At 74.1% G+C, this 18734-nt stretch carries 21 protein-coding genes and 2 tRNA genes; 12 read left to right on the plus strand and 11 right to left on the minus strand.

What is annotated here, in order from left to right; translation table 11 throughout:
* Nucleotides 1-314: 314 nt before the first annotated feature.
* From ACTMS2_RS02645 to ACTMS2_RS02660, 4 genes are all read left to right on the plus strand, one after another.
* A complete protein-coding gene (locus tag ACTMS2_RS02645) occupies nucleotides 315-2084 on the plus strand; it encodes a proline--tRNA ligase (RefSeq protein ID WP_441173884.1) in 1770 nt (589 codons plus the stop codon).
* Nucleotides 2085-2139: 55 nt separating this feature from the next.
* Nucleotides 2140-2565: a CBS domain-containing protein gene (locus tag ACTMS2_RS02650; protein WP_089002765.1), complete on the plus strand. Its 426-nt coding sequence runs from the start codon at nucleotides 2140-2142 to the stop codon at nucleotides 2563-2565.
* Between the two features lie 73 nt (nucleotides 2566-2638).
* A complete protein-coding gene (locus tag ACTMS2_RS02655; RefSeq protein ID WP_357866730.1) occupies nucleotides 2639-3067 on the plus strand; it encodes a SufE family protein in 429 nt (142 codons plus the stop codon).
* A gap of 20 nt (nucleotides 3068-3087) precedes the next feature.
* Nucleotides 3088-3723 (plus strand): DsbA family oxidoreductase, encoded by a 636-nt coding sequence (locus tag ACTMS2_RS02660; protein ID WP_441173885.1) that lies wholly within the window; start codon nucleotides 3088-3090, stop codon nucleotides 3721-3723.
* Between the two features lie 96 nt (nucleotides 3724-3819).
* Here ACTMS2_RS02660 and ACTMS2_RS02665 read toward each other — a convergent pair whose 3' ends face one another.
* Complete coding sequence (locus tag ACTMS2_RS02665; RefSeq protein WP_151452791.1) at nucleotides 3820-4368, minus strand: YbaK/EbsC family protein; 549 nt, start codon at nucleotides 4366-4368, stop codon at nucleotides 3820-3822.
* A gap of 150 nt (nucleotides 4369-4518) precedes the next feature.
* On the opposite strand from ACTMS2_RS02665, the gene ACTMS2_RS02670 reads away from it, so the two are divergent.
* Complete coding sequence (locus ACTMS2_RS02670) at nucleotides 4519-4719, plus strand: hypothetical protein (protein ID WP_144082310.1); 201 nt, start codon at nucleotides 4519-4521, stop codon at nucleotides 4717-4719.
* 176 nt (nucleotides 4720-4895) lie between these two features.
* Here the strand turns inward: ACTMS2_RS02670 and ACTMS2_RS02675 are convergent, their stop codons facing one another.
* From ACTMS2_RS02675 to ACTMS2_RS02685, 3 genes are all read right to left on the minus strand, one after another.
* A complete protein-coding gene (locus ACTMS2_RS02675) occupies nucleotides 4896-5090 on the minus strand; it encodes a hypothetical protein (protein WP_089002770.1) in 195 nt (64 codons plus the stop codon).
* A 37-nt stretch (nucleotides 5091-5127) separates the two neighbouring features.
* On the minus strand, nucleotides 5128-5913 hold the full coding sequence (locus ACTMS2_RS02680) for an SDR family oxidoreductase (RefSeq protein ID WP_441173886.1): 786 nt from the start codon (nucleotides 5911-5913) through the stop codon (nucleotides 5128-5130).
* A gap of 205 nt (nucleotides 5914-6118) precedes the next feature.
* Nucleotides 6119-7513, minus strand: a complete 1395-nt coding sequence (locus tag ACTMS2_RS02685; RefSeq protein ID WP_441173887.1) for an MFS transporter — start codon at nucleotides 7511-7513, stop codon at nucleotides 6119-6121.
* A gap of 360 nt (nucleotides 7514-7873) precedes the next feature.
* On the opposite strand from ACTMS2_RS02685, the gene ACTMS2_RS02690 reads away from it, so the two are divergent.
* Nucleotides 7874-12304 carry an HAD-IC family P-type ATPase gene (locus tag ACTMS2_RS02690; protein ID WP_441173888.1) on the plus strand — a complete coding sequence of 1477 codons (4431 nt, stop codon included), beginning with the start codon at nucleotides 7874-7876 and terminating at the stop codon, nucleotides 12302-12304.
* A gap of 91 nt (nucleotides 12305-12395) precedes the next feature.
* Complete coding sequence (locus tag ACTMS2_RS02695) at nucleotides 12396-13199, plus strand: MBL fold metallo-hydrolase (protein WP_441173889.1); 804 nt, start codon at nucleotides 12396-12398, stop codon at nucleotides 13197-13199.
* Between the two features lie 91 nt (nucleotides 13200-13290).
* Here ACTMS2_RS02695 and ACTMS2_RS02700 read toward each other — a convergent pair whose 3' ends face one another.
* Together ACTMS2_RS02700 and ACTMS2_RS02705 are read right to left on the minus strand one after the other, a co-directional pair.
* Complete coding sequence (locus ACTMS2_RS02700; protein ID WP_441173890.1) at nucleotides 13291-13710, minus strand: CBS domain-containing protein; 420 nt, start codon at nucleotides 13708-13710, stop codon at nucleotides 13291-13293.
* Between the two features lie 154 nt (nucleotides 13711-13864).
* Nucleotides 13865-14851 carry an L-threonylcarbamoyladenylate synthase gene (locus tag ACTMS2_RS02705; RefSeq protein WP_441173891.1) on the minus strand — a complete coding sequence of 329 codons (987 nt, stop codon included), beginning with the start codon at nucleotides 14849-14851 and terminating at the stop codon, nucleotides 13865-13867.
* 109 nt (nucleotides 14852-14960) lie between these two features.
* On the opposite strand from ACTMS2_RS02705, the gene ACTMS2_RS02710 reads away from it, so the two are divergent.
* The 3 genes from ACTMS2_RS02710 to ACTMS2_RS02720 all read left to right on the plus strand — a co-directional run bounded on the left by ACTMS2_RS02710 (nucleotide 14961) and on the right by ACTMS2_RS02720 (nucleotide 16710).
* The gene (locus tag ACTMS2_RS02710; RefSeq protein ID WP_101413467.1) at nucleotides 14961-15503 is read left to right on the plus strand and encodes a DapH/DapD/GlmU-related protein; all 543 of its coding nucleotides are present in this window, start codon (nucleotides 14961-14963) and stop codon (nucleotides 15501-15503) included.
* A gap of 29 nt (nucleotides 15504-15532) precedes the next feature.
* Complete coding sequence (locus tag ACTMS2_RS02715) at nucleotides 15533-16288, plus strand: HAD family hydrolase (protein ID WP_441173892.1); 756 nt, start codon at nucleotides 15533-15535, stop codon at nucleotides 16286-16288.
* Between the two features lie 149 nt (nucleotides 16289-16437).
* Nucleotides 16438-16710 carry a hypothetical protein gene (locus ACTMS2_RS02720; protein WP_441173893.1) on the plus strand — a complete coding sequence of 91 codons (273 nt, stop codon included), beginning with the start codon at nucleotides 16438-16440 and terminating at the stop codon, nucleotides 16708-16710.
* A 259-nt stretch (nucleotides 16711-16969) separates the two neighbouring features.
* Here the strand turns inward: ACTMS2_RS02720 and ACTMS2_RS02725 are convergent, their stop codons facing one another.
* Both ACTMS2_RS02725 and ACTMS2_RS02730 read right to left on the minus strand, forming a co-directional pair.
* The gene (locus ACTMS2_RS02725; protein WP_441173894.1) at nucleotides 16970-17425 is read right to left on the minus strand and encodes an ArsI/CadI family heavy metal resistance metalloenzyme; all 456 of its coding nucleotides are present in this window, start codon (nucleotides 17423-17425) and stop codon (nucleotides 16970-16972) included.
* Nucleotides 17426-17444: 19 nt separating this feature from the next.
* Nucleotides 17445-17597: a hypothetical protein gene (locus ACTMS2_RS02730; RefSeq protein WP_441173895.1), complete on the minus strand. Its 153-nt coding sequence runs from the start codon at nucleotides 17595-17597 to the stop codon at nucleotides 17445-17447.
* 77 nt (nucleotides 17598-17674) lie between these two features.
* Between ACTMS2_RS02730 and ACTMS2_RS02735 the strand changes: the two genes are divergently transcribed.
* Nucleotides 17675-18049 (plus strand): ArsR/SmtB family transcription factor, encoded by a 375-nt coding sequence (locus tag ACTMS2_RS02735; RefSeq protein ID WP_441173897.1) that lies wholly within the window; start codon nucleotides 17675-17677, stop codon nucleotides 18047-18049.
* 21 nt (nucleotides 18050-18070) lie between these two features.
* Nucleotides 18071-18295: a tyrosine-type recombinase/integrase gene (locus ACTMS2_RS02740; protein WP_441174088.1), complete on the plus strand. Its 225-nt coding sequence runs from the start codon at nucleotides 18071-18073 to the stop codon at nucleotides 18293-18295.
* A gap of 61 nt (nucleotides 18296-18356) precedes the next feature.
* Here the strand turns inward: ACTMS2_RS02740 and ACTMS2_RS02745 are convergent.
* The 3 genes from ACTMS2_RS02745 to ACTMS2_RS02755 all read right to left on the minus strand — a co-directional run bounded on the left by ACTMS2_RS02745 (nucleotide 18357) and on the right by ACTMS2_RS02755 (nucleotide 18721).
* Nucleotides 18357-18432: transfer RNA gene (locus ACTMS2_RS02745), tRNA-Ala, on the minus strand.
* Between the two features lie 44 nt (nucleotides 18433-18476).
* Entirely contained in the window at nucleotides 18477-18605 is a 129-nt protein-coding gene (locus tag ACTMS2_RS02750; RefSeq protein WP_210834795.1) for a DLW-39 family protein, read from the minus strand.
* 42 nt (nucleotides 18606-18647) lie between these two features.
* A tRNA-Ile gene (locus ACTMS2_RS02755) sits at nucleotides 18648-18721 on the minus strand.
* Nucleotides 18722-18734: the final 13 nt, after the last annotated feature.

Raw genomic sequence — 18734 nt, forward strand, 5'->3', positions numbered from 1 at the left:
AGATTCGCACGCTTTTGGTCCGTTATGCGAGCGACCGCCGACGATGATGTATAATCACTGAGCGGAACGGAGAGAGGCAGACCAGTTGCGTGGTTGCCCGACGATCCTCGTCAATATCGGACACCGTGACCGACTCCGGCTCGGCCGGCCGCACCTGGGCGCGTGGACGGTGGACGCGCCGGCGACGACCGGCCACGAGATGCCGTGGTCGCGGGCCACCTGCGCGATCGTGGGGGCCGGCGGGCGGCAGGCTGATTCGGTCGTCGGGAACAAATCGGATCGCTGGTTGCCGGCCCCCGCCGTACGCTGCGCCAATGCTGCTACGCATGTCGACCCTGCTGCTCCGGACCCTGCGCGAGGACCCGGCGGACGCGGAGGTGCCGAGCCACCGGCTCCTGCTGCGCGCCGGCTACGTCCGTCGCGCCGCCCCGGGCGGCTACACCTGGCTGCCGCTGGGCAAGCTGGTGCTGGACCGGGTCACCGAGGTGGTCCGACAGGAGATGGCGGCGATCGGCGACCAGGAGGTGCACTTCCCGGCGCTGCTGCCGGCCGAGCCCTACCGGACCAGCGGCCGGTGGACGGAGTACGGCGACGACATCTTCACCCTCGCCGACCGGCGCGGCGCGGAGCACCTGCTCGCGCCCACCCACGAGGAACTGGCCGCGCTGCTGGTCAAGGACCTGTTCAGCTCCTACCGGGACTTCCCGGTGACGCTCTTCCAGATCCAAACGAAGTTCCGCGACGAGGCCCGGCCCCGGGCCGGCCTGCTGCGCGGGCGCGAGTTCCTGATGAAGGACGCCTACTCGTTCGACCTCGACGAGGCGGGCCTACAGGCCGCGTACGAGCGGCACCGGGGCGCGTACCGGCGGATCTTCGACCGGCTCGGGCTGGAGCACACGATCGTGCGCGCGACGTCCGGGGCGATGGGCGGCTCGGCGTCGGAGGAGTTCCTGGCGGCCACGCCCGTCGGCGAGGACACCTTCGTCGGCTGCACCGCCTGCGACTACGCGGCCAACACCGAGGCGGTGACCACGCCCGCCCCGCCGGCCGGCGACCCGGACGCGCAGCCGGCGGCCGAGGTGCACGACACCCCCGAGACCCCGACCATCGCCAGCCTGGTCGCCTTGGCCAACGCCCGAAGCCTGCGCGACCGGGCCGACTGGACCGCCGCCGACACCCTGAAGAACGTGGTGCTCGCCCTGCGCCGCCCCGGCGCGGAGACCACCGAGCTGCTGGTGGTCGGGCTACCCGGCGACCGCGAGGTCGACCTGAAGCGGCTCGGCGCGGCCGTCGCCCCGGCCACGGTGGACGTCTTCGACGGCTGGGACGACCACCCCGAGTTGGTCCGGGGCTACCTCGGCCCGCAGGTCATGGCGAAGCTCGGCATCCGCTACCTGGTCGACCCCCGGGTGGTGCCGGGCAGTGCGTGGCTGACCGGCGCGAACGAGCCGGGCCGGCACGCGACGGGGGTGGTCTGCGGCCGGGACTTCGTCCCGGACGGCACGATCGAGGCGGCCGAGGTGCGCCCCGGCGACCCCTGCCCGGCGTGCGGCACCGGCGAGCTGACCATGCGGCGCGGCATCGAGATCGGACACATCTTCCAGCTCGGTCGCCGCTACACCGACGCGTTCGCCGTCGACGTGCTCGGCCCCGCCGGCAAGCCGGTCCGGCCGACCATGGGCTGCTACGGGATCGGGGTGTCCCGCGCGGTCGCCGCGATCGCCGAACAGCACCACGACGAGCGGGGGCTGGTCTGGCCGGAGGCGGTCGCGCCGTGCGACGTACACCTGGTGGCCGCCGGGAAGGGGCCGCAGCTGGAGGCGGCGCTGGAGCTCGGCCGGCGGCTCGCCGCCGCCGGCCTGCGGGTGCTCGTCGACGACCGGACGCACGTCTCCGCCGGGGTGAAGTTCACCGACGCCGAGCTGATCGGCATCCCGCGCGCCGTCGTGGTCGGCCGCCGTCTCGCCGAGGGGTACGTGGAGCTGCGCGACCGGGCGTCCGGCGAGCGCGACGAACTGCCGGTCGACGAGGTGGCTGACCGACTCGTCGAACGGGTACACCGGGAGCGCGGGAGCGTGGTGTAGCGAACGTGTCACGGGGTACCGCAGTCCGATCGGCGCAAGTGTTCTGGAGGCTCTCATGACCGGTTACCGGGTCAGCGACGTGATGACGAAGCAGGTCATCTACCTGCCCGCCGAGACCAACCTGGACGAGGCGGCCCGGGTGATGAAGGAGGCGGACATCGGCGACGTGGTGGTGACCGACGGCGCCACCCTCGCCGGCATGCTCACCGACCGGGACATCGTCGTACGGGCGGTGGCCGAGCGCAGCGACCCGGCCACCACCACGATCGGCTCGATCATCACCCGTGAGGTGGTGATGATCGAGCAGCACTCGACCGCGGCCGAGGCGGCGGCCCTGATGCGGGAGCGGGGCATCCGGCGGGTGCTGGTCTGCGACAGCGAGCGCAAGCTGGTCGGCATCGTCTCCCTCGGCGACCTCGCGATGCAGCTCGACCCCCAGTCGGCGCTGAGCGAGATAAGCGAGCAGGCGCCCACCGTCTGAGGTGTACGGAAGGGCCCTTCCCCAGGTTCCCGGTAGCGGAGGGGTCCCTTCCCGACGGCGGTAGCCTCGGGGCATGTCATCCATGCCGGCCAGGCTTTCCGAGATCGTCGACGAGTTCGCCGCCGCGCCCCGCGACGTGGTGCTGGAGATGCTGCTGGAGTACGCCGACGTCGTCCCGCCGCTGCCCGCCGGCTCCGCCGACCGGGAGGGCATGGAGCAGGTGCCGGAATGTCAGACGGCGTTCTTCCTGCGCGCCCGGGTGACTCCGGAGAAGACGGTGGAGACCCTCTTCGACTGCCCGCCGGAGGCGCCGACCACGCGCGCGTTCGCCGGCATCCTCGCCGAGGGGCTGGCCGGGGCGAGCGCGGACGAGGTGCTCGCCGTGCCCGACGACCTCTACCAGCGGATGGGGTTGGCCCAGGCGATCAGCCCGCTGCGGGTGCGCGGCGGCACGGCCATCCTGGCCCGGCTCAAGCGCCAGGTCCGGGAACAGACCAGCTAGACGGAGGGTTGTCACCCGACATGGAGATCGAGATCTACGCCGACGTCGTGTGCCCCTGGTGCTACATCGGCAAGCGGCGGCTGGAGCAGGCCCTGGAGTCGTACGACGGTGAGGTGACCGTCCGCTACCGGCCGTTCCAGCTCGATCCGTCGCCGGTGGCGCAGCCGCGTCCGCTGGTGGAGGCGATGGCCGCGAAGTTCGGCGGGCCGGACCGGGTCCGGCAGATGTTCGGTCAGGTGACGGAGGTGGCGGCCCAGGTCGGCCTGAAGCTCGACTTCGACCGCGCGGTCGCCGCGAACACCTTCGACGCGCACCGCCTGGTCGCCTGGGCCACCGACCGGAGGCGCGCCGCCGAGATGGTCGACGCACTCTACCGTGCCCACTTCACCGACGGCGTCGACGTGGGCTCCCGGGACGCGCTCGCCGGGCTCGCCGCCGAGGTGGGCCTGGACGCCACCGAGGCCCGCCGCTTCCTCGACTCCGACGAGCGGGTGGCGGAACTCTCCGACGAGCTGGCCACCGCCCGGCAGATCGGGGTGACCAGCGTGCCCACCTTCGTGCTGGCCGGCCGGTACGCGGTCACCGGCGCCCAGGAGCCGGAGACGCTCCTCGCCGCCCTGGCCGAGGTGGGCCGCCGCGAGGCCGCAGCCGGCTGAGCCGGCCCGCAGGCGACGACGGCGGGGTCGACCACCGGCCACTTACATCGACGCGCGCGATGTTTCACGTGCAACGGTATCGACGTCGGTGAACGGTCAGGCCGGCCTGGCCAGCCCCTCCACCACGCGCGCGCCGGGCAGGGCGCCGAGCGCCGGCCCGGGCAGCGCGATCTTGCTGTGCCGTACGCCCGACCCGATGATCACGTGCGGGGCGGCGATGACGCGCGCGTCGACGAGGATCGGCCACTGCTCGGGCAGCCCGATCGGGGTGATGCCGCCGTACTCCATTCCGGTCAGCTCCACCGCCTCGGCCATCGGCGCGAAGCTCGCCTTCCGCACGTCGAGCGCGCGCCGGGCCACGCCGTTGACGTCGACGCGGGTGGTGGCGAGCACGACGCAGGCCGCGTAGCGCACGACCCCCTCACGCTTGCCGGCCACCACGACGCAGTTGGCCGACTCATCCAGCCCCACCTCGTACGCGGCGCAGAAGGCGGCGGTGTCGGCCAGCTCGGCGTCGATCGGCGCCACCAGCACGTCGTCCACGTCCACCGGCGCCTCGGCGGGCCACTGCCCGACGGCGGCGGCGACCGGCGGCGCCAGCAGGTCGAGCCGGCTGCGGGCAGGTTCGGTCTTCAGCGTCCCCATCACGCCTGCGATCCTCGCACCCGGCCACACCCGGGCCGCCGGCACACCGTCGACGGCCGGAAACGTCGGCGGCAGGGGGTCACCCCTATCGATCCGGAGACGGGTGCCGGCGGCGTGTGGGGGCCGGCGATGCCGGGTACCGGCGCCGACATGAGTGATCTTCCGCTGCACATCCTGACCGACGCCGGCTTCACCACCGACGAGGCGAACTCCATCGTCGACCACCTCCTGAAGGGTGTGGACACCCACGACGGCAGGGGCGAGACCGACCGGATCGACGTCGAGGCGCTCCCCCCGGAGAAGAAGGCCGCCATCGACAAGTTCAACCTCGCCGTGGCCGCCGACTTCTAGCCACCCGGCGCACCGGCCCCGTCCCGGACCACCGGGACGGGGCCGGCCGGGCCAGCCGCCGCCCAGTTGGAACGGGCCAGCCGCGGCCAGACCGGGCCAGCCGCAGAGCGGGCCGGGCGCCGGCTCGGCCAGCCGCAGAGCGGGCCGGGCCGAGGGCCACCGCAGGGTGGCGCCGGTCAGTTGCCCGTGAGGAAGCCGTTGTCGCGCAGCAGGGCGCGGTCCCGTACGGCGGCCAGTTCCTCGGCCCGCTCGGCCTGGACCCGGCGCACCTCCATCTCCTCCAGGGCGTGGCGGATGGCGAGCCGGATCACGCCGTAGAGGAAGACGAAACCGGCGACGTACAGGATGACGGTGGCGACCATGGCGAACATGGCGTCACGGTAGGCCGGACGTGAACGCGGGAGCCGTTCATCTTGCGTCGGTTCCCCCGTACGTGTCGGCGAGGTGGTCGGCCCACGTCCGGGTGCCCGTCGGGGTCGCCCCGGTGACCAGGCCGCCCGAGCGCAGGGCGCGGCCCAGCCGGCCGGGTATCCGCACCGGCAGCAGCGGGCGACGGGACCGCCGGGCGGCCGTCCACGCGCGGGCCGCCTCGTCGAAGCGGAGGACCTCCGGGCCGCCGTACTCCTCGATGCCGCGTAGCGGGCCGGCGGTGAGCCGGCGCACGAGGTGGTCCGCGACCTCGCCGGGATCGACCGGCTGGGCGAGCACGGCCGGGTCGCCGACGACCGGGCCGAGGCGGCTCGCCCCGCGCAGCATCCCGTCGAGGAACTCCGGGAACTGGGTCGCCCGCAGTACGGTCCACGGCACCGGCCCGGCCGCCACGACCTGCTCGGCGGCGAGCTTGTGCCGGTAGTAGGGAATCGGCACCCGGTCCACCCCCACGATCGAGACGTAGACCAGGTGCCGTACGCCCTCCTGCCCGGCGGCGACGACCAGCCGGCGGGTGCCGAGCACGTCGACCCGGTGGGTCTGCCGCCCCCGGTTGGGCGACGATGCCAGGTGCAGGACGGCGTCCACGCCGGACACCGCCTCGACCAGCCCTTCCCCGGTGGCCAGGTCGACCACCACCCACCGCGCCGACCGGTCGGTACGCGCCCGCCGGCTCGTCGCCCGGACCTCCCAGCCCTCGGCACGCAGCCGGGGCAGCACCACCCGCCCGAGCCGACCGCCCGCCCCGGTGACCAGCACCCGCATGGTTCCCTCCCTCTCCGGCCGCCGCACCTCCGCCGCGCGACAGTGGGCAGACGGCACCCGACCCGCGCGTGTGACCGACTGTGCGGCGCCTCACGGCGGCCCATCACCACGGCCATCGGGAGGATGGTCAGGAGCCCATCGTCCCGGGCCGGCGGCCGTCACCGGCCCGAATCGGCACACCCGCCCACCCGCGGCGGTGGGGCGGTCAGCCGGCGCGGATCCCGGGCACGCCGGGCACCACCCGACCGGCGAGTACGACGCCCAGCACGGCCAGGCCGGAGGTCACCGCGAGCGTGCCGGCGTAGCTGGCCGGCCCCGGGGCCGCGCCGGCGGCGAGCACGGCGCCGGTGAGCGCCAGCACGGTCGCCGCGAAGAGCGAGTCGCCCAGTTGCAGCGAGGAACTGTTGCGCCCCTGCTCGCCGGGCGCGGACAGCTCCAACGTCAGCACCGACAGCGACGGGTAGAGCAATCCCATGCCGAGGCCGGCGCCGGCCCAGCCGAGCACGCCCACCCAGACCGGCACGGCCGGCGCGACGGCGAGTGTGACCACTGCCGTACCGGCCGCGATGCACGTCAGTCCCGCCCTCGGCAGGGTGGCCCGGGAGCGCGGGGCGGGCATCCGACCCTGCAACCAGGAACCGGCCGACCAGGCGAGCGCGCCGGTGGTCAGGACCAGGCCGGCGGCGGTCGGCGACAGCCCGCGCTCCCGGGAGAGCATCAGCGGGATCACCACCTCGGCGCCGACGAACGCCGCCGAGGCGAGGCCGCGCAGCCCGACCACCGTCGGCAGGCCCCGGCCGGCGCGCAGGAACCCGGCCGGCAGCAGCCGGGGCGCGCAGACCAGCAGCCCCGCCAGCGCCAGGGCCACCAACCCGACGGCGGTGGCGCCGCGCTGCTGCCCCCCGATGTGCAACAGTGCGGCGCTCACCCCCGCCCCACAGGCCCAGCCGATCCGGGCCGCCGCGCCGGACGGCAGCCCGGTCGCCGTGGTCGCGCCGACCGCCCGCAGGCCGGGGTGGATCAGCAGCACCGCCGGCACCGCCACCGCCGGCACCGCCAGGAAGACCCAGCGCCAGCCGAGGTGCTCCACGATCAGGCCGGCCAGCGCCGGCCCGACCAGGGACGGTACGACCCACGCGGCGGCGAACGCCGCGAAGATCCGACGGTGCAGCACCTCCGGGTACGCCTGCCCGACGATCACGTACAGCGCCACGGAGAGCAGCCCGGAGCCGAAGCCCTGCACGATCCGGCCGGCCACCAGGACGCCCATGCTGGTGGCGCTGCCGGCGAGCACCAGCCCCAGCACGAACCAGACGAGCCCGTGCCACATCGGGGCCCGGGGGCCCCGGGAGTCGCACCAGATGCCGGAGGCGACCATGGCGAGCACCCCGGCGGCGAACGGTCCCCCGAAGGCGATCCCGTAGAGGGCCAGCCCGTCGAGGCTGCGGGCGACGGACGGCATGGCGGTGCCCACCGCCAGCGCCTCGAATGCGAGCAGCGAGATCAGCGCCACGCTGCCCACCGTCATCGCCCGCAGCCGGGGTGCGAAGAGCCCCGCCTCCCCGACGTCCGGGGCGACGGGCGCCGCCGTGTCGGTCACCTCCGGCCCGCCGGGCGCGGCAGGCACAGCGGTCGGTGGCCAGGGCGGGCCCGCGGGTACGGCGTACCCGCCTCGGCGCGGAGCAGTTCGATCAGCATGAGGTCAGCCTGGGACCTCAATCCGGGTTGAGGTCAAGGGTGACCCGCCTCTCTCCGGCCCTCCTATCTCCGGCCCTCCGAAGCCGACGGACACCCTCGGACACGACGGCCGCACGGGAGAAACCTCCGCCGCCCGGGGGCATAACCGACTACCCACCGGGAAGCCAGGCCGCCGGAGCGCAGGCGTGGGAGGCGTGATGGCGTACGGCGGGAGCAGCGGTGGCGAGGGGCCTGACCGGCGCCTGTCCGGTCGTACGCCTCGATGATCTCCCTGGGCCGCGCGGCCGGCCGGCTCCTTCCGGCGGTCCCGGTGCCGCCGGTCGTCGGTGAGGCGTCCCGGAACGTCGGCGCCGTCGCCGCCCGGCTCGCGCGGGTCGCGGGACTGAGCCGACGCCGGGTCTGGTCCCGCCCCGGCCGGCACCACATCGAGGTGCTCGGGGTCTGCCAGGACGGCGGCGACGTCCTCGCGCGGCAGGTCGAGGCGGCGCTGGAGCGGATGCCCGGCGTCGAGTGGGCCCGGGTCAACGCCCCGTCCGGCCGGGTGGTCGTCGCCGTCGGTACGCCAGAGCCCGCCCTGCGCGACCTCATCGCGACCGTCGCCCGCACCGAACGCACCTGCCCCCACGAGCCGGACCCGGAGATCCCGCCGCCACACCCACCCGAGGAGGGACCCCGCACACCGCGCACCCTCGGCGGGCTGGCCTCCGACGCCCTGGGCCTGACCCTCTCCGCCGCCACCCGGATCCTGCCGTTCACGCCGGTGCCCGGGGAGGTGGCCGGGCTGCTCGGCGCGGTCGACCTGCATCCGAAGCTGCACGCGCTGGCGGACCGTGGGCTGCGCGCCGACCCGCGAGCCGACCTGCTGTTCCCGCTCGCCGAGGCGGTGGTGCAGGGCCTCACGGGCAGCTGGACCGGGCTCGTGCTCGACGGCGCGCACCGGGTGGTGCAGTGGGGCGAGGCGCGCGCCCAGCTCCGCGCGTGGGCACAGGCCGAACCTCGGCTGACCGGGCATCCGGAGCGGGCCGCCGCCCCCGCGCCGAAGATCGAGCGCCCCCGGCCGAAGCCGGACGGCCCCGTCGAGAAGTACGTGTCCCGGACGCTCGACGCGGGCGCCGTCGCGGCGGCCGCCGCGACGCCGGTCGTGGGTGGAAAGCGGGCCGCCGCGCTGGGCCTCTCCACGCTGCCGAAGGCGCCGGGCAGCGGCCGCGAGGGTTACGCCGCGCAGCTCGGCCTGATCCTCGCCCGGCGCGGGGTCATCGCGATGGACCGCAGCGTGCTGCGCGAACTGGACCGGATCGACACCGTCCTGCTGGACGCCGCCGTGCTCGGCTCCGACCGGGGAGCGCTGGCGGACCTGGCGCCGCTCGCGGGGGCGGACACCGGGCGGGTGGCGGCGCGCGCGTTCGCCCTCTTCGACCCCGCCGCGCCCCGGGAGCCACGGCACGCCGACGGCTGGCGGCTCGGGCCGCTGGACGCGCTGGACGTCGAGGACCCGGGCGACACCACCGACAGCCGGCGGCTGCGCGACGCGGGCGGACTGCTGCTCGGCCTGGCCGACGGCGGCACCCTCGCCGCCGTGCTGCGGGTCGAACCGGAGCCGGCGCCGGGCGTCGACGCCCTGCCGGCCGCCGCCCGCCAGGCCGGCCTGCGGCTGGTCGTGGCCGGCGACGACGAGCAGCGGTACGGCTTCGCCGACGCCCACCTGCCGGGCCGCGACCGGCTGGCCGAGTCGGTGCGTGACCTGCAACGCGACGGGGCGATGGTGATGGTGGTCTCCGCCGACCGCGCCGCGCTCGGCGCCGCCGACTGCGGACTGGGGCTCAGCGGCCCCGAGGAGCTGCCGCCCTGGGGGGCGCACCTGCTGGTCGGCGCCGACCTGCGGGTCGCGGCACTGCTCATCGAGGCGGCGGGGGTGGCCCGCCGGATGGCCCGGCAGAACATCGGCCTGGCCATGGCCGGCACCGGCCTCGGCGCGCTGAACGCGCTCACCGCCCCCCGCGCACGGCTGCCCGGACGCGCCGTCGTGGCCGTGAACGGGGCGGCCGCGCTGGCCTTCGCCCACGGCGTACTGCGGGCGCACCGGCTGCCCGACCGGACGGACGGCCCGACCCCGGCCGTCACCGCCTGGCACCTGATGCCGTCCCCGACCGTGCTCGACCACCTCGACACCGGCCCCGACGGGCTGACCACCGCCGAGGCCGAGCGCCGCCGGGGCGACCGGAGCGTAAGGCCCGACGGACCCACGGGGCTGCTGCGCGCCTTCGTCGACGAGCTGGCCAACCCGCTCACCCCCGTACTGGCCGCCGGGGCGGTGCTCTCGGCCACCTTCGGCTCGCCCGTCGACGCCGCCCTGGTCGGCGGCGTGGTCGGCGGGTCGGCGCTGCTCGGGGCGGTGCACCAGCACAGCACCGAACGGTCGCTGGCCGAGCTGCTGTCCCGCTCGGCGGTCACCGCCCGCGTACGCCGCGACGGCACGGAACGGACGCTGCCGGCCGAGGAGCTGGTGCCCGGGGACGTCGTCCTGCTCGAATCGGGCGACGCCGTACCGGCCGACTGCCGGGTGCTGGAGTCGGCCGGGCTGGAGATGGACGAGTCCTCGCTCACCGGCGAGTCGCTGCCGGTCACCAAGACCGACCAGCCGGTGGTCGCCGCCGCCGTCGCCGACCGGCGCTCGATGCTCTACGAGGGCACCAGCGTCGCCGCCGGAACCGGGACGGCGGTGGTGGTCGCGACCGGCGCGGACACCGAGGCGGGACGGAGCCTGGCGATGGCCCGGCAGGCCCCGCCGTCGAGCGGCGTGGAGGCGCGGCTGGGCCGGTTGACCCGCGCGGCGATCCCGCTGGCCGCCGGCTCGGCGGTGGCGGTGGCCGGCGCGGGGCTGCTGCGGGGCGTACCGCTGGCCCAGACCGCCGCGACCGCCGCGAACCTGGCCGTCGCGTCCGTGCCGGAGGGGCTGCCGTTCCTGGTCAGCGCCGCGCAGCTGGCTGCCGCACGGCGGCTGGCGGAGCACGGCGCGCTGGTCCGCAACCCACGCACCATCGAGGCGCTCGGGCGGGTGGACGTGCTCTGCTTCGACAAGACCGGCACCCTCACCGAGGGCCGGCTGCTGCTCGCCGGGGTCGGCGACGACGGCCGGTACGCACCCGTCGACCGGCTCGACGACGTCCTGCGGGACACCCTCGCGGCGGCGCTGCGCGCCACCCCCGGCGCCGACGAACCCCACGACCTGGCCCAGCAGACCGACCGCGCGGTCCGCTCCGGCGCCCAGGCGGCGGGCGTGACCGAGCAGACCGGCGCCGGGGGATGGGAGCCGGTCGGCGGGCTGCCGTTCGAGCCGTCCCGGGGCTACCACGCCACCGTCGGCCGGGCCGGGGACCGGCTGCTGCTCAGCGTGAAGGGGGCCCCCGAGTCGGTGCTGCCCCGGTGCTCCGGCCGGCGTACGCCCGGCGGCGAGGACGAGCCGCTCGACGACGAGGGGCGCGCCGGGCTGCACGCCATGCTCGCCGACCGGGCGGGGGCGGGGCACCGGATCCTCGCCGTGGCCGAGTGCCCGGCCTCCTCGCCCGACGTCACGGACGGGCAGGTGCGCGACCTGACCTTCGTCGGCTTCCTGGCTCTCGCCGACGGGGTACGCGAGAGCGCCGCGCCCGCCGTGCGCCGCATCCGCCAGGCCGGCGTGCACACCATCATGATCACCGGTGACCATCCGGCGACCGCCGAGGCGATCGCGGCCACCATCAGCGACCACGAGGACCAGCGGGTCGTCACCGCGACGGAACTCGACCAGCTCGACGACGAGGCCCTCGGCGCGCGGCTCGCCGCCACGGACGTGGTGGCCCGGTGCACCCCGGCGCACAAGGTCCGGATCATCCAGGCGTTGCGCGCGTGCGGGCGTACGGTCGCGATGACCGGCGACGGCGCCAACGACGCCGCAGCGATCCGGCTGGCCGACGTCGGCATCGCCCTCGGTCAGCGGGGCACCCCGGCGGCCCGGGCGGCAGCCGACCTGGTGGTCACCGACGACCGGCTGGAGACCATCATCGCCACCCTGGTCGAGGGCCGGGCGATGTGGTCCTCCGTACGCCACGCGCTCAGCATCCTGGTCGGCGGGAACCTCGGCGAGATCGCGTTCAGCGTGCTGACCGCCGCCGCCACGGGCCGCTCGGCCCTCACCGGCCGGCAACTGCTCCTGGTCAACCTGCTCACCGACCTGGCACCGGCGCTGGCGATCGCGATCCGCCCACCCGCGGCGGACCACGCCGACGGCCTGCTCCGGGAGGGCCCCGACACCTCGCTGGGCGAGCCGATGACCCGGGAGATCGGGCTGCGCGCCGCCGCCACGACGCTGGGCGCCACCGCCGGCTGGACGCTGGCCCGCTACACGGGGCGACGCCGGCGGGCGGGCACCGTCGCGCTGGTCTCGCTGGTCGGCACCCAGCTCGGGCAGACGGTGCTGGCCGGCGGCACCAGCCCGGCCGTACTGGCCTCCACCGCCGCGTCGCTCGGGGTGCTGACGGTGGTGGTCCAGACGCCCGGGGTCAGCCACTTCTTCGGCTGCACGCCCCTCGGCCCGGTCGGCTGGACCATCGCGACGGGCTCCGCGCTCGGCGCCACCTTCGCGAACGGCGCGCTCACCCGCCTCGTAGGGCGCCTGCCCGGCTCCGGGTCCGGCGCGGACGGCGAACCGGCGTGACCGCGCCCGGCGTACGCGGGCGACCAGCACGCCGTGGCCCCGGCCGGAATGGGCCCGCCGATCACGGGTAGGGCTACCGGTGGAGGTGCACATGTCGACGACGCAGCCCGAGGTCACGTTCATCGGCACCGCCACCACGGTGCTGCGGATCGGCGGGTTCACCCTGCTCACCGACCCGAACTTCCTGCACCGGGGCCAGCGCGCGTACCTGGGCAAGGGGCTCTGGTCGCGCCGGCGCACCGACCCGGCGCTGCGGATCGCCCAGCTGCCGTCGCTGGACGCGGTCGTCCTCTCCCACCTGCACGGCGACCACTTCGACCGCGTGGCCCGCCGGGAACTCGACCGGGAGCTGCCGATCGTCACCACCCCCGCCGCCGAGCGCAAGCTGCGCCGTTGGGGCTTCCGGGCCGCCGAAGGGCTGCCCACCTGGAACTCCCGGGAGCTGCGCCGCGACGGCGAGACGCTACGCCTGACCTCGATGCCGGGCAGGCACGGGCCCGGCGCGCTGGACCTGCTGCTGCCCGACGTGATGGGCACGATGATCGACCTGGAGCGCGACGGCAGCCGCCGGTTCCGCCTCTACGTCACCGGCGACACGCTCAACCGGCCGATGCTGGCCGAGATACCCGAGCGGTACCCGGACATCGACGCCATGCTGATCCACCTCGGCGGCACCCGGATCGCCGGGCTCCTGCTCACCATGGACGCGCGCCAGGGCACCGACCTGGTCGAGCTGGTCCGGCCGAAGCTCACCGTGCCGATCCACTACGACGACTATCCGGTGTTCCGCTCGCCGCTGGGTCACTTCGTGGCGGAGGTACGGCGGCGCGGCCTGGCCGGGAGCGTCCGCACCATCGCCCGCGGCGAGACCGTCCCGCTGACCCCGCCCGACTGAGCCGCCGACCCGCCGGGTCGACGGACCCGCGTACGCCGATCGCCGCCTCCCGGCCCGGGGCCGGAGGGCGGCGATCGGTCGTGACGCGCGGTCAGACGCGCTCGGAGATGGCCTCGATGAGGTCACCCACCGGGCGCTCGGGCAGGGAGCGGGCCACGTCGGCGACGGCCACGATGCCGACGAGCTCGTGCCCGTCGATCACCGGCAGCCGGCGTACCTTGTGCTCGCTCATGGTCCGCAGGATCTCCGCCGCGTCGTCGTCGGCCCCGATCGTCACCGCCTCGCCCTGGGCGAGCTCACCGGCGGTGACGCGACCCGGGTCGCGGCCCTCGGCGAGGACCTTCACCACGATGTCGCGGTCGGTCAACATGCCCTTGAGCCGGTTGTCGTCCCCGCAGATCGGCAGCGAGCCGACACCCAACTGGGCCATCTGCTTCGCGGCCGTCCTGAGGTCGTCCTGCTCACGGATGCAGGTCACGTCGTTCGTCATGATCTCGCGTGCGGTCGGCATTGGCTGACACCTCACTTCCAGGGGGTCGTTGCCGTTTCTCCTACCCCCGGCCTCCCCGCCCATGCACACGGAAGGAACCGCCGGCACCGACAGCCGACGTTGGACGCCGTCGCAGCCCGCGGGAGCCGCCGCCGCCTGACGCCGGGTGCCCGCCTCACGCCGCCGGGTGCCAGGTGGCGGCGGCGCGGCGCAGCCGATCGTTGACCGCGCGGCCGACGCCCACCTCGGGGACCGGCTCGACCAGGATCTCGCCGACCCCGGCGCCGTCCAGCTCGTGCAGCGCGTCGAACAGCCGCGCGGCGGCCTCGGTCAGGTCACCGGCGCCCGAGAGCACCTCCACCGCCGCCCAGTCGCCCGCCGGCCGGTCCCGGAAGGCCAGGAAGCCGCGCCGGACCCCGTCGGCCGCCGGCGGCTCGCCGCCCGACGCCAGCCGCAGCGGCGTACGCGGGGCGTAGTGCGCCGCCAGCGTGCCGGGCGCGACGGGCTGCCCCGAGCTGCCCGGGCGTACGGTCACCGGGCCCACGGCCTCCTCCAGCGCCTCCACGGGCAACGCGCCGAGGCGCAGCACCACCGGCCGCCCGTCCCGGGCGTCCACGATCGTCGACTCGATGCCGCACCGCGTCGGCCCCCCGTCGAGCACCACGTCGACGGCGGCGCCCAGCCCTCGCACCACATGCTCCGCCCGCGTCGGGCTGAGCTGGCCGAACCGGTTCGCGCTCGGCGCCGCCACCGGCACCCCGGCCTCGGCGATCAGCGCCCGCGCGTACGCGTTGTCGGGCACGCGGACCGCCATCGTCGGCAGCCCGGACGTGACGATCGGCGGGATCGCCGCCGGCCGGTCCACGATCAACGTGAGCGGCCCGGGCCAGAAGCGCTCGGCCAACGCCGCGACCGCCGCCGGCACGGCCCCCACCAGCTTCTCCAGCTCGGCGGCGTCGGCGAGGTGGGTGATCAGCGGGTCGAAACTGGGGCGCGCCTTCGCCTCGAAGATCCGGGCGGCGGCACGGGCGTCCAGCGCGTTCGCGCCCAGCCCGTAGACGGTCTCGGTGGGGAAGGCCACCAGCCCGCCGGTACGCAGGACGGAGGCCGCTTCGGCGATGCCGCTGTCGGCCGGGAGCACGCGTGGGGATCCGGTGGTCACGCCTCCGACGCTAACCTGCCGGGGCGGGCGGCTCGTGGGCGGCCGTGCGGGTCCGTACGCGTCGGCGGTGCCCCGCGTCGGGCGTGACCGGACCAGGAAGGATCGTGCCGTGTCCAACGACCGTCTGCTGCGCATCCACAGCGCCGAGTTCCAGGCCATGGCCGAGCGGGTCCTGCGGGTCACCGAACTCACGTCCCGCCTGAACGTCCTGCCCTTCGAGGACGAGGCGGGCAAGGCCGCGCTCTTCGAACGGATCCTCGGCAGGCCGCTGCCGAGGAGAGTCACGATCTATCCACCCTTCTACACCGACCACGGCCTCCGCCTGGACCTCGCGGAGCGCGTCTTCATCAACCAGAACTGCACGTTCCTGGACTACGCGGGCATCCGGCTCGGTGCGGGAGTGATGGTCGGACCGAAGGCCACCTTCATCACCGTCGGCCACCCGGTCGATCCGGCGCAGCGGCGGGGCTGGCTCAGCGGCGCCCCCATCGACGTGGCCGAGAACGTGTGGATCGGCGCCGGTGCCACGATCCTCCCCGGCGTCAGCATCGGCCGCGACGCCGTGGTCGCCGCCGGCTCGGTCGTGGCCGAGGACGTACCGCCGGCCAGCCTGGTGACGGGCCGCAAGGCGACGGTGCATCGACAGTGGTGACACCCGTCCCGGTACGCGAGGATGGCGCCATGCTTCGTACCCCTCGGGCTCTCCTGCTGGACTTCGGCGGCGTCCTGGCCGACGCGCCACCCCAACCGCCGGCCCCGCCGGGGCTCGTGCGGCGCCTCGCCGATCTCGTCGACGGCGCGGTGCCCGACGAGCAGATCGCCCGGGACCTGGGCGAGGGCGCGCGGGCATACACCCTGTGGCGCGACGACGTCGGCAGGGCCGGTGATCCCGTCGAGCTGCCGCACACCCAGGTGTGGGCCGACTTCGTGACCCGGTCCTGGCCGCGGGAGGCCCGCGACGCCGTCGAGCGGGAGGCGACCCCACTGGCGTACGCCTGGACCTGGCGGGAGGCGTGGGCGGTGCGTCCCGGCATTGGCGAGGCCCTGCGCCACGCCGCCGACGCCGGCCTGCCGATGGCGGTCGTCAGCAACACGCTCTGCGGCGCCGCCCACCGGGACTTCCTCGCCGCCGCGGGGCTCTCCGGGCTGTTCAGGGCCGAGTTCTACAGCGACGAGGCCGGCCCCCGGAAGCCGAACCCGGAACTGGCGCTGCTGGCGTCCCGCGCCGTCGCGGTGCCGATCGGCGACTGCTGGTTCGTCGGCGACAGCGTGCACCGCGACATCGTGTGCGCCCGTCGCGCCGGTACGGGCGCCGCGATCCTCATGCGCTCGCCCCGCACCGACCGGGAGCCGGCGCTTGCGGGCGTCGAACCGGACGCGCGGATCGAGGACGGCCACGGACTCCTCGCACTGCTGCGTGAGTACGCCGGCGCCTGACCGTCTGTTCCTGTGATTCGGTGGCTTCGAATCATCGGCGGCGACGGAGACTCGAAGCCCGGATCTGTCGTTCTCGGTGCCGTGCTTCGACGGCACCGGGTCCGACGGAACGTAACGGTGGCGTCATCCACGGCACTGGGGACGGCACGATGGCCAACCCTTACGGAAACCAGTTCTCGATCTTCTCCGACAATCAGATCGATGCCAACGGCAACAGCCCGCTGCAACTGGTGAACGCGTTCCGGGCGGACGGCGTCGACACCGGCGTCACGATCACGACGCTGCAGGCCGCCGACATCAACGCCGATGGCACCCCGGACCTCTGGGCCGTGCTACCGACCTACCGGGCGTACCTGATCTCCGGCCTGTCCAGCGGCGGCACCGCGACGGTCACCGCCACCCGCGCCCGACCGCTGGCCTGATCTCTGAGGACCCATCGCCGGGCCAAAAAGATCCCCACCTGCGGAAACGCAGGTGGGGATCTTTCGTACGCACGTTTGGCGCTTCTCGACGTTCTACACGGGTTTTCGGGCTCAGTTGTGCCGGATCTGTGCCCGTTGATCCTGCACAGTCCCCGCCAGGTAGCCCTGTTCTGCTGCCATCCCGCCCGCCGCCTGCCTCGCACTTCAAGCGGAAGCCAGGCGTTGCGGGCGGGTTGGCCTGCGTCTCGTCGTCGCGCCGTCAGCAGCAGTTTGCGCTACCCGTCACGGCTGGCTCCTTCGCGGCGTCCGGGGTGCAGCAGGCATCTGCGGCGACTTTTTCCAGGTGGTCGGAGTCAGCCTTGACGGTGTAGACCTCCCAGGGCTCGTTGCCGGGGCCGCGTACCCACACCTTGTCCTGGAGGGCGTAGCAGCATTCGGTGCTGTTCTCTTCGAGAGTGATCAGGCCGGAGTCGGTGAGGCGCTTGGTGGCGGCGTCGACCTCGTCGGTGCTGAACACCTCGACGCCCAGGTGGTCCATCACGGTGGGCTGGTCGGCCTCGCCCTTGAGAAGCACGAGCTTCAGCGGCGGGTTCTCGATGGCGAAGTTGGCATAGCCGGGGCGAAGCTTGGCCGGCTCGGTGTTGAACAACTTCGAGTAGAAGGCGATGGAGCCTTCGAGGTCGGATACACGCAGGGCGAGCTGGACGCGGGACATGGTTCCCCTCCTGACGGATTTAGCGGATGTGGTAGGTGGTGAGAGCGGCGGTGCGGGTGCGCTCGTAGCGGGCGTCGGCGTGGCAATCCGGAGTGCACACCTGCCCGCACGACTCGCAGAGGGTCACGTCTCGGACGTGGGTGTTGCGACGACGGGAGGACAGCTTGAGCATCACTTCACCCTTGCCTAGATGTTTTTCGAAGCAGGACCTACGTTGCACCCTGTTTCGAGATCTGTCAACCTAGAGTTATGTCGAAACAAGCGCTGCCGGTGGTGGACCTCCAAGCCGTGGCCTGCTGCTCACCGATCGCCGTCCGCCCCCTGGAGGCCGATCAAGCGGCGGTGGTCGCGCCGATGTTCAAGGCACTGGGCGACCCGATCCGGCTGCGGCTGATGTCGATGATCGCCTCCGTGCCGGAGATCTGCGTCTGCGACCTGACCCCGGCGTTCGACCTCTCCGGGCCAACCATCTCCCACCACCTCAAGGTGCTACGCGAGGCCGGCCTGGTCGACGCCGACCGACGCGGCACCTGGGTGTGGTACCGGGTGAAGCCGGAGGCATTCCGGCAGCTCGGCGCGTTGCTGGACATGTCCACCGCCCCCGCCGCCGACACCACGGCGTGAGCCTCCAACCACCTGCGTGTACTGCACGCACTACGGCACTTCTTCGCCACGACGCTGATCACCAACCACGTCGAGCCGCAGGAGGTGCAGCGTCTGCTTCGACACAGGACGTTGCGCATCACGTTGGAGACGTACGTGCACTGGCTGCCGAAGCGAGACCGGCCCAGCGGCGTCATTGGCTCGGTCCTGAGCTCAGCGGCGGAACGTGCCAACAAGGCGACCATCCGGCCGCAAGATCATGACTGACCTGTGCCCGGCTCGTGCCCGTTGATCTTGCGATGAGGAGTCGCCTGATCAGAGGCGGTATTGGTGGAGCCCAGGGGACTCGAACCCCTAACCCCTGCCTTGCAAAGGCAGTGCTCTGCCAGTTGAGCTAGGGCCCCGGGAGGCGGACGACGCCGCCGATGCCGACAGTGCCGGCGGGGAATCAGCGCAGGTCGGGTGCGGTGGTCGCCTCGTGCCACAGGGCGCGCTCGTCGTTGGAAGCCTTGACCTTCCTGGCCACCACGGCTGCCACACCGACGACACCGGCCAGGATCAGAAGCTTCTTGAACATGGGCCCTACCCTCGCGCTCGACTGCCGTCGGACGATGTGCGGTGGGGCTAGCTGGAATCGAACCAGCGACCTCAGAGTTATCAGCTCTGCGCTCTAACCGACTGAGCTATAGCCCCGCGTGGCGACGAG

The sequence above is a fragment of the Micromonospora sp. SD12 genome (assembly GCF_052068495.1).
In the GTDB taxonomy this organism is placed as follows: domain Bacteria; phylum Actinomycetota; class Actinomycetes; order Mycobacteriales; family Micromonosporaceae; genus Micromonospora; species Micromonospora echinofusca.

Coding starts and splice junctions, on each gene's coding strand:
- ACTMS2_RS02645 (WP_441173884.1), top strand. CDS start 315: ATGCTGCTACGCATGTCGACCCTGCTGCTCCGGACCCTGCGCGAGGAC.
- ACTMS2_RS02650 (WP_089002765.1), top strand. CDS start 2,140: ATGACCGGTTACCGGGTCAGCGACGTGATGACGAAGCAGGTCATCTAC.
- ACTMS2_RS02655 (WP_357866730.1), top strand. CDS start 2,639: ATGTCATCCATGCCGGCCAGGCTTTCCGAGATCGTCGACGAGTTCGCC.
- ACTMS2_RS02660 (WP_441173885.1), top strand. CDS start 3,088: ATGGAGATCGAGATCTACGCCGACGTCGTGTGCCCCTGGTGCTACATC.
- ACTMS2_RS02665 (WP_151452791.1), bottom strand. CDS start 4,368: ATGGGGACGCTGAAGACCGAACCTGCCCGCAGCCGGCTCGACCTGCTG.
- ACTMS2_RS02670 (WP_144082310.1), top strand. CDS start 4,519: ATGAGTGATCTTCCGCTGCACATCCTGACCGACGCCGGCTTCACCACC.
- ACTMS2_RS02675 (WP_089002770.1), bottom strand. CDS start 5,090: ATGTTCGCCATGGTCGCCACCGTCATCCTGTACGTCGCCGGTTTCGTC.
- ACTMS2_RS02680 (WP_441173886.1), bottom strand. CDS start 5,913: ATGCGGGTGCTGGTCACCGGGGCGGGCGGTCGGCTCGGGCGGGTGGTG.
- ACTMS2_RS02690 (WP_441173888.1), top strand. CDS start 7,874: ATGATCTCCCTGGGCCGCGCGGCCGGCCGGCTCCTTCCGGCGGTCCCG.
- ACTMS2_RS02695 (WP_441173889.1), top strand. CDS start 12,396: ATGTCGACGACGCAGCCCGAGGTCACGTTCATCGGCACCGCCACCACG.
- ACTMS2_RS02700 (WP_441173890.1), bottom strand. CDS start 13,710: ATGCCGACCGCACGCGAGATCATGACGAACGACGTGACCTGCATCCGT.
- ACTMS2_RS02715 (WP_441173892.1), top strand. CDS start 15,533: ATGCTTCGTACCCCTCGGGCTCTCCTGCTGGACTTCGGCGGCGTCCTG.
- ACTMS2_RS02720 (WP_441173893.1), top strand. CDS start 16,438: ATGGCCAACCCTTACGGAAACCAGTTCTCGATCTTCTCCGACAATCAG.
- ACTMS2_RS02725 (WP_441173894.1), bottom strand. CDS start 17,425: ATGTCCCGCGTCCAGCTCGCCCTGCGTGTATCCGACCTCGAAGGCTCC.
- ACTMS2_RS02730 (WP_441173895.1), bottom strand. CDS start 17,597: ATGCTCAAGCTGTCCTCCCGTCGTCGCAACACCCACGTCCGAGACGTG.
- ACTMS2_RS02735 (WP_441173897.1), top strand. CDS start 17,675: ATGTCGAAACAAGCGCTGCCGGTGGTGGACCTCCAAGCCGTGGCCTGC.
- ACTMS2_RS02750 (WP_210834795.1), bottom strand. CDS start 18,605: ATGTTCAAGAAGCTTCTGATCCTGGCCGGTGTCGTCGGTGTGGCAGCC.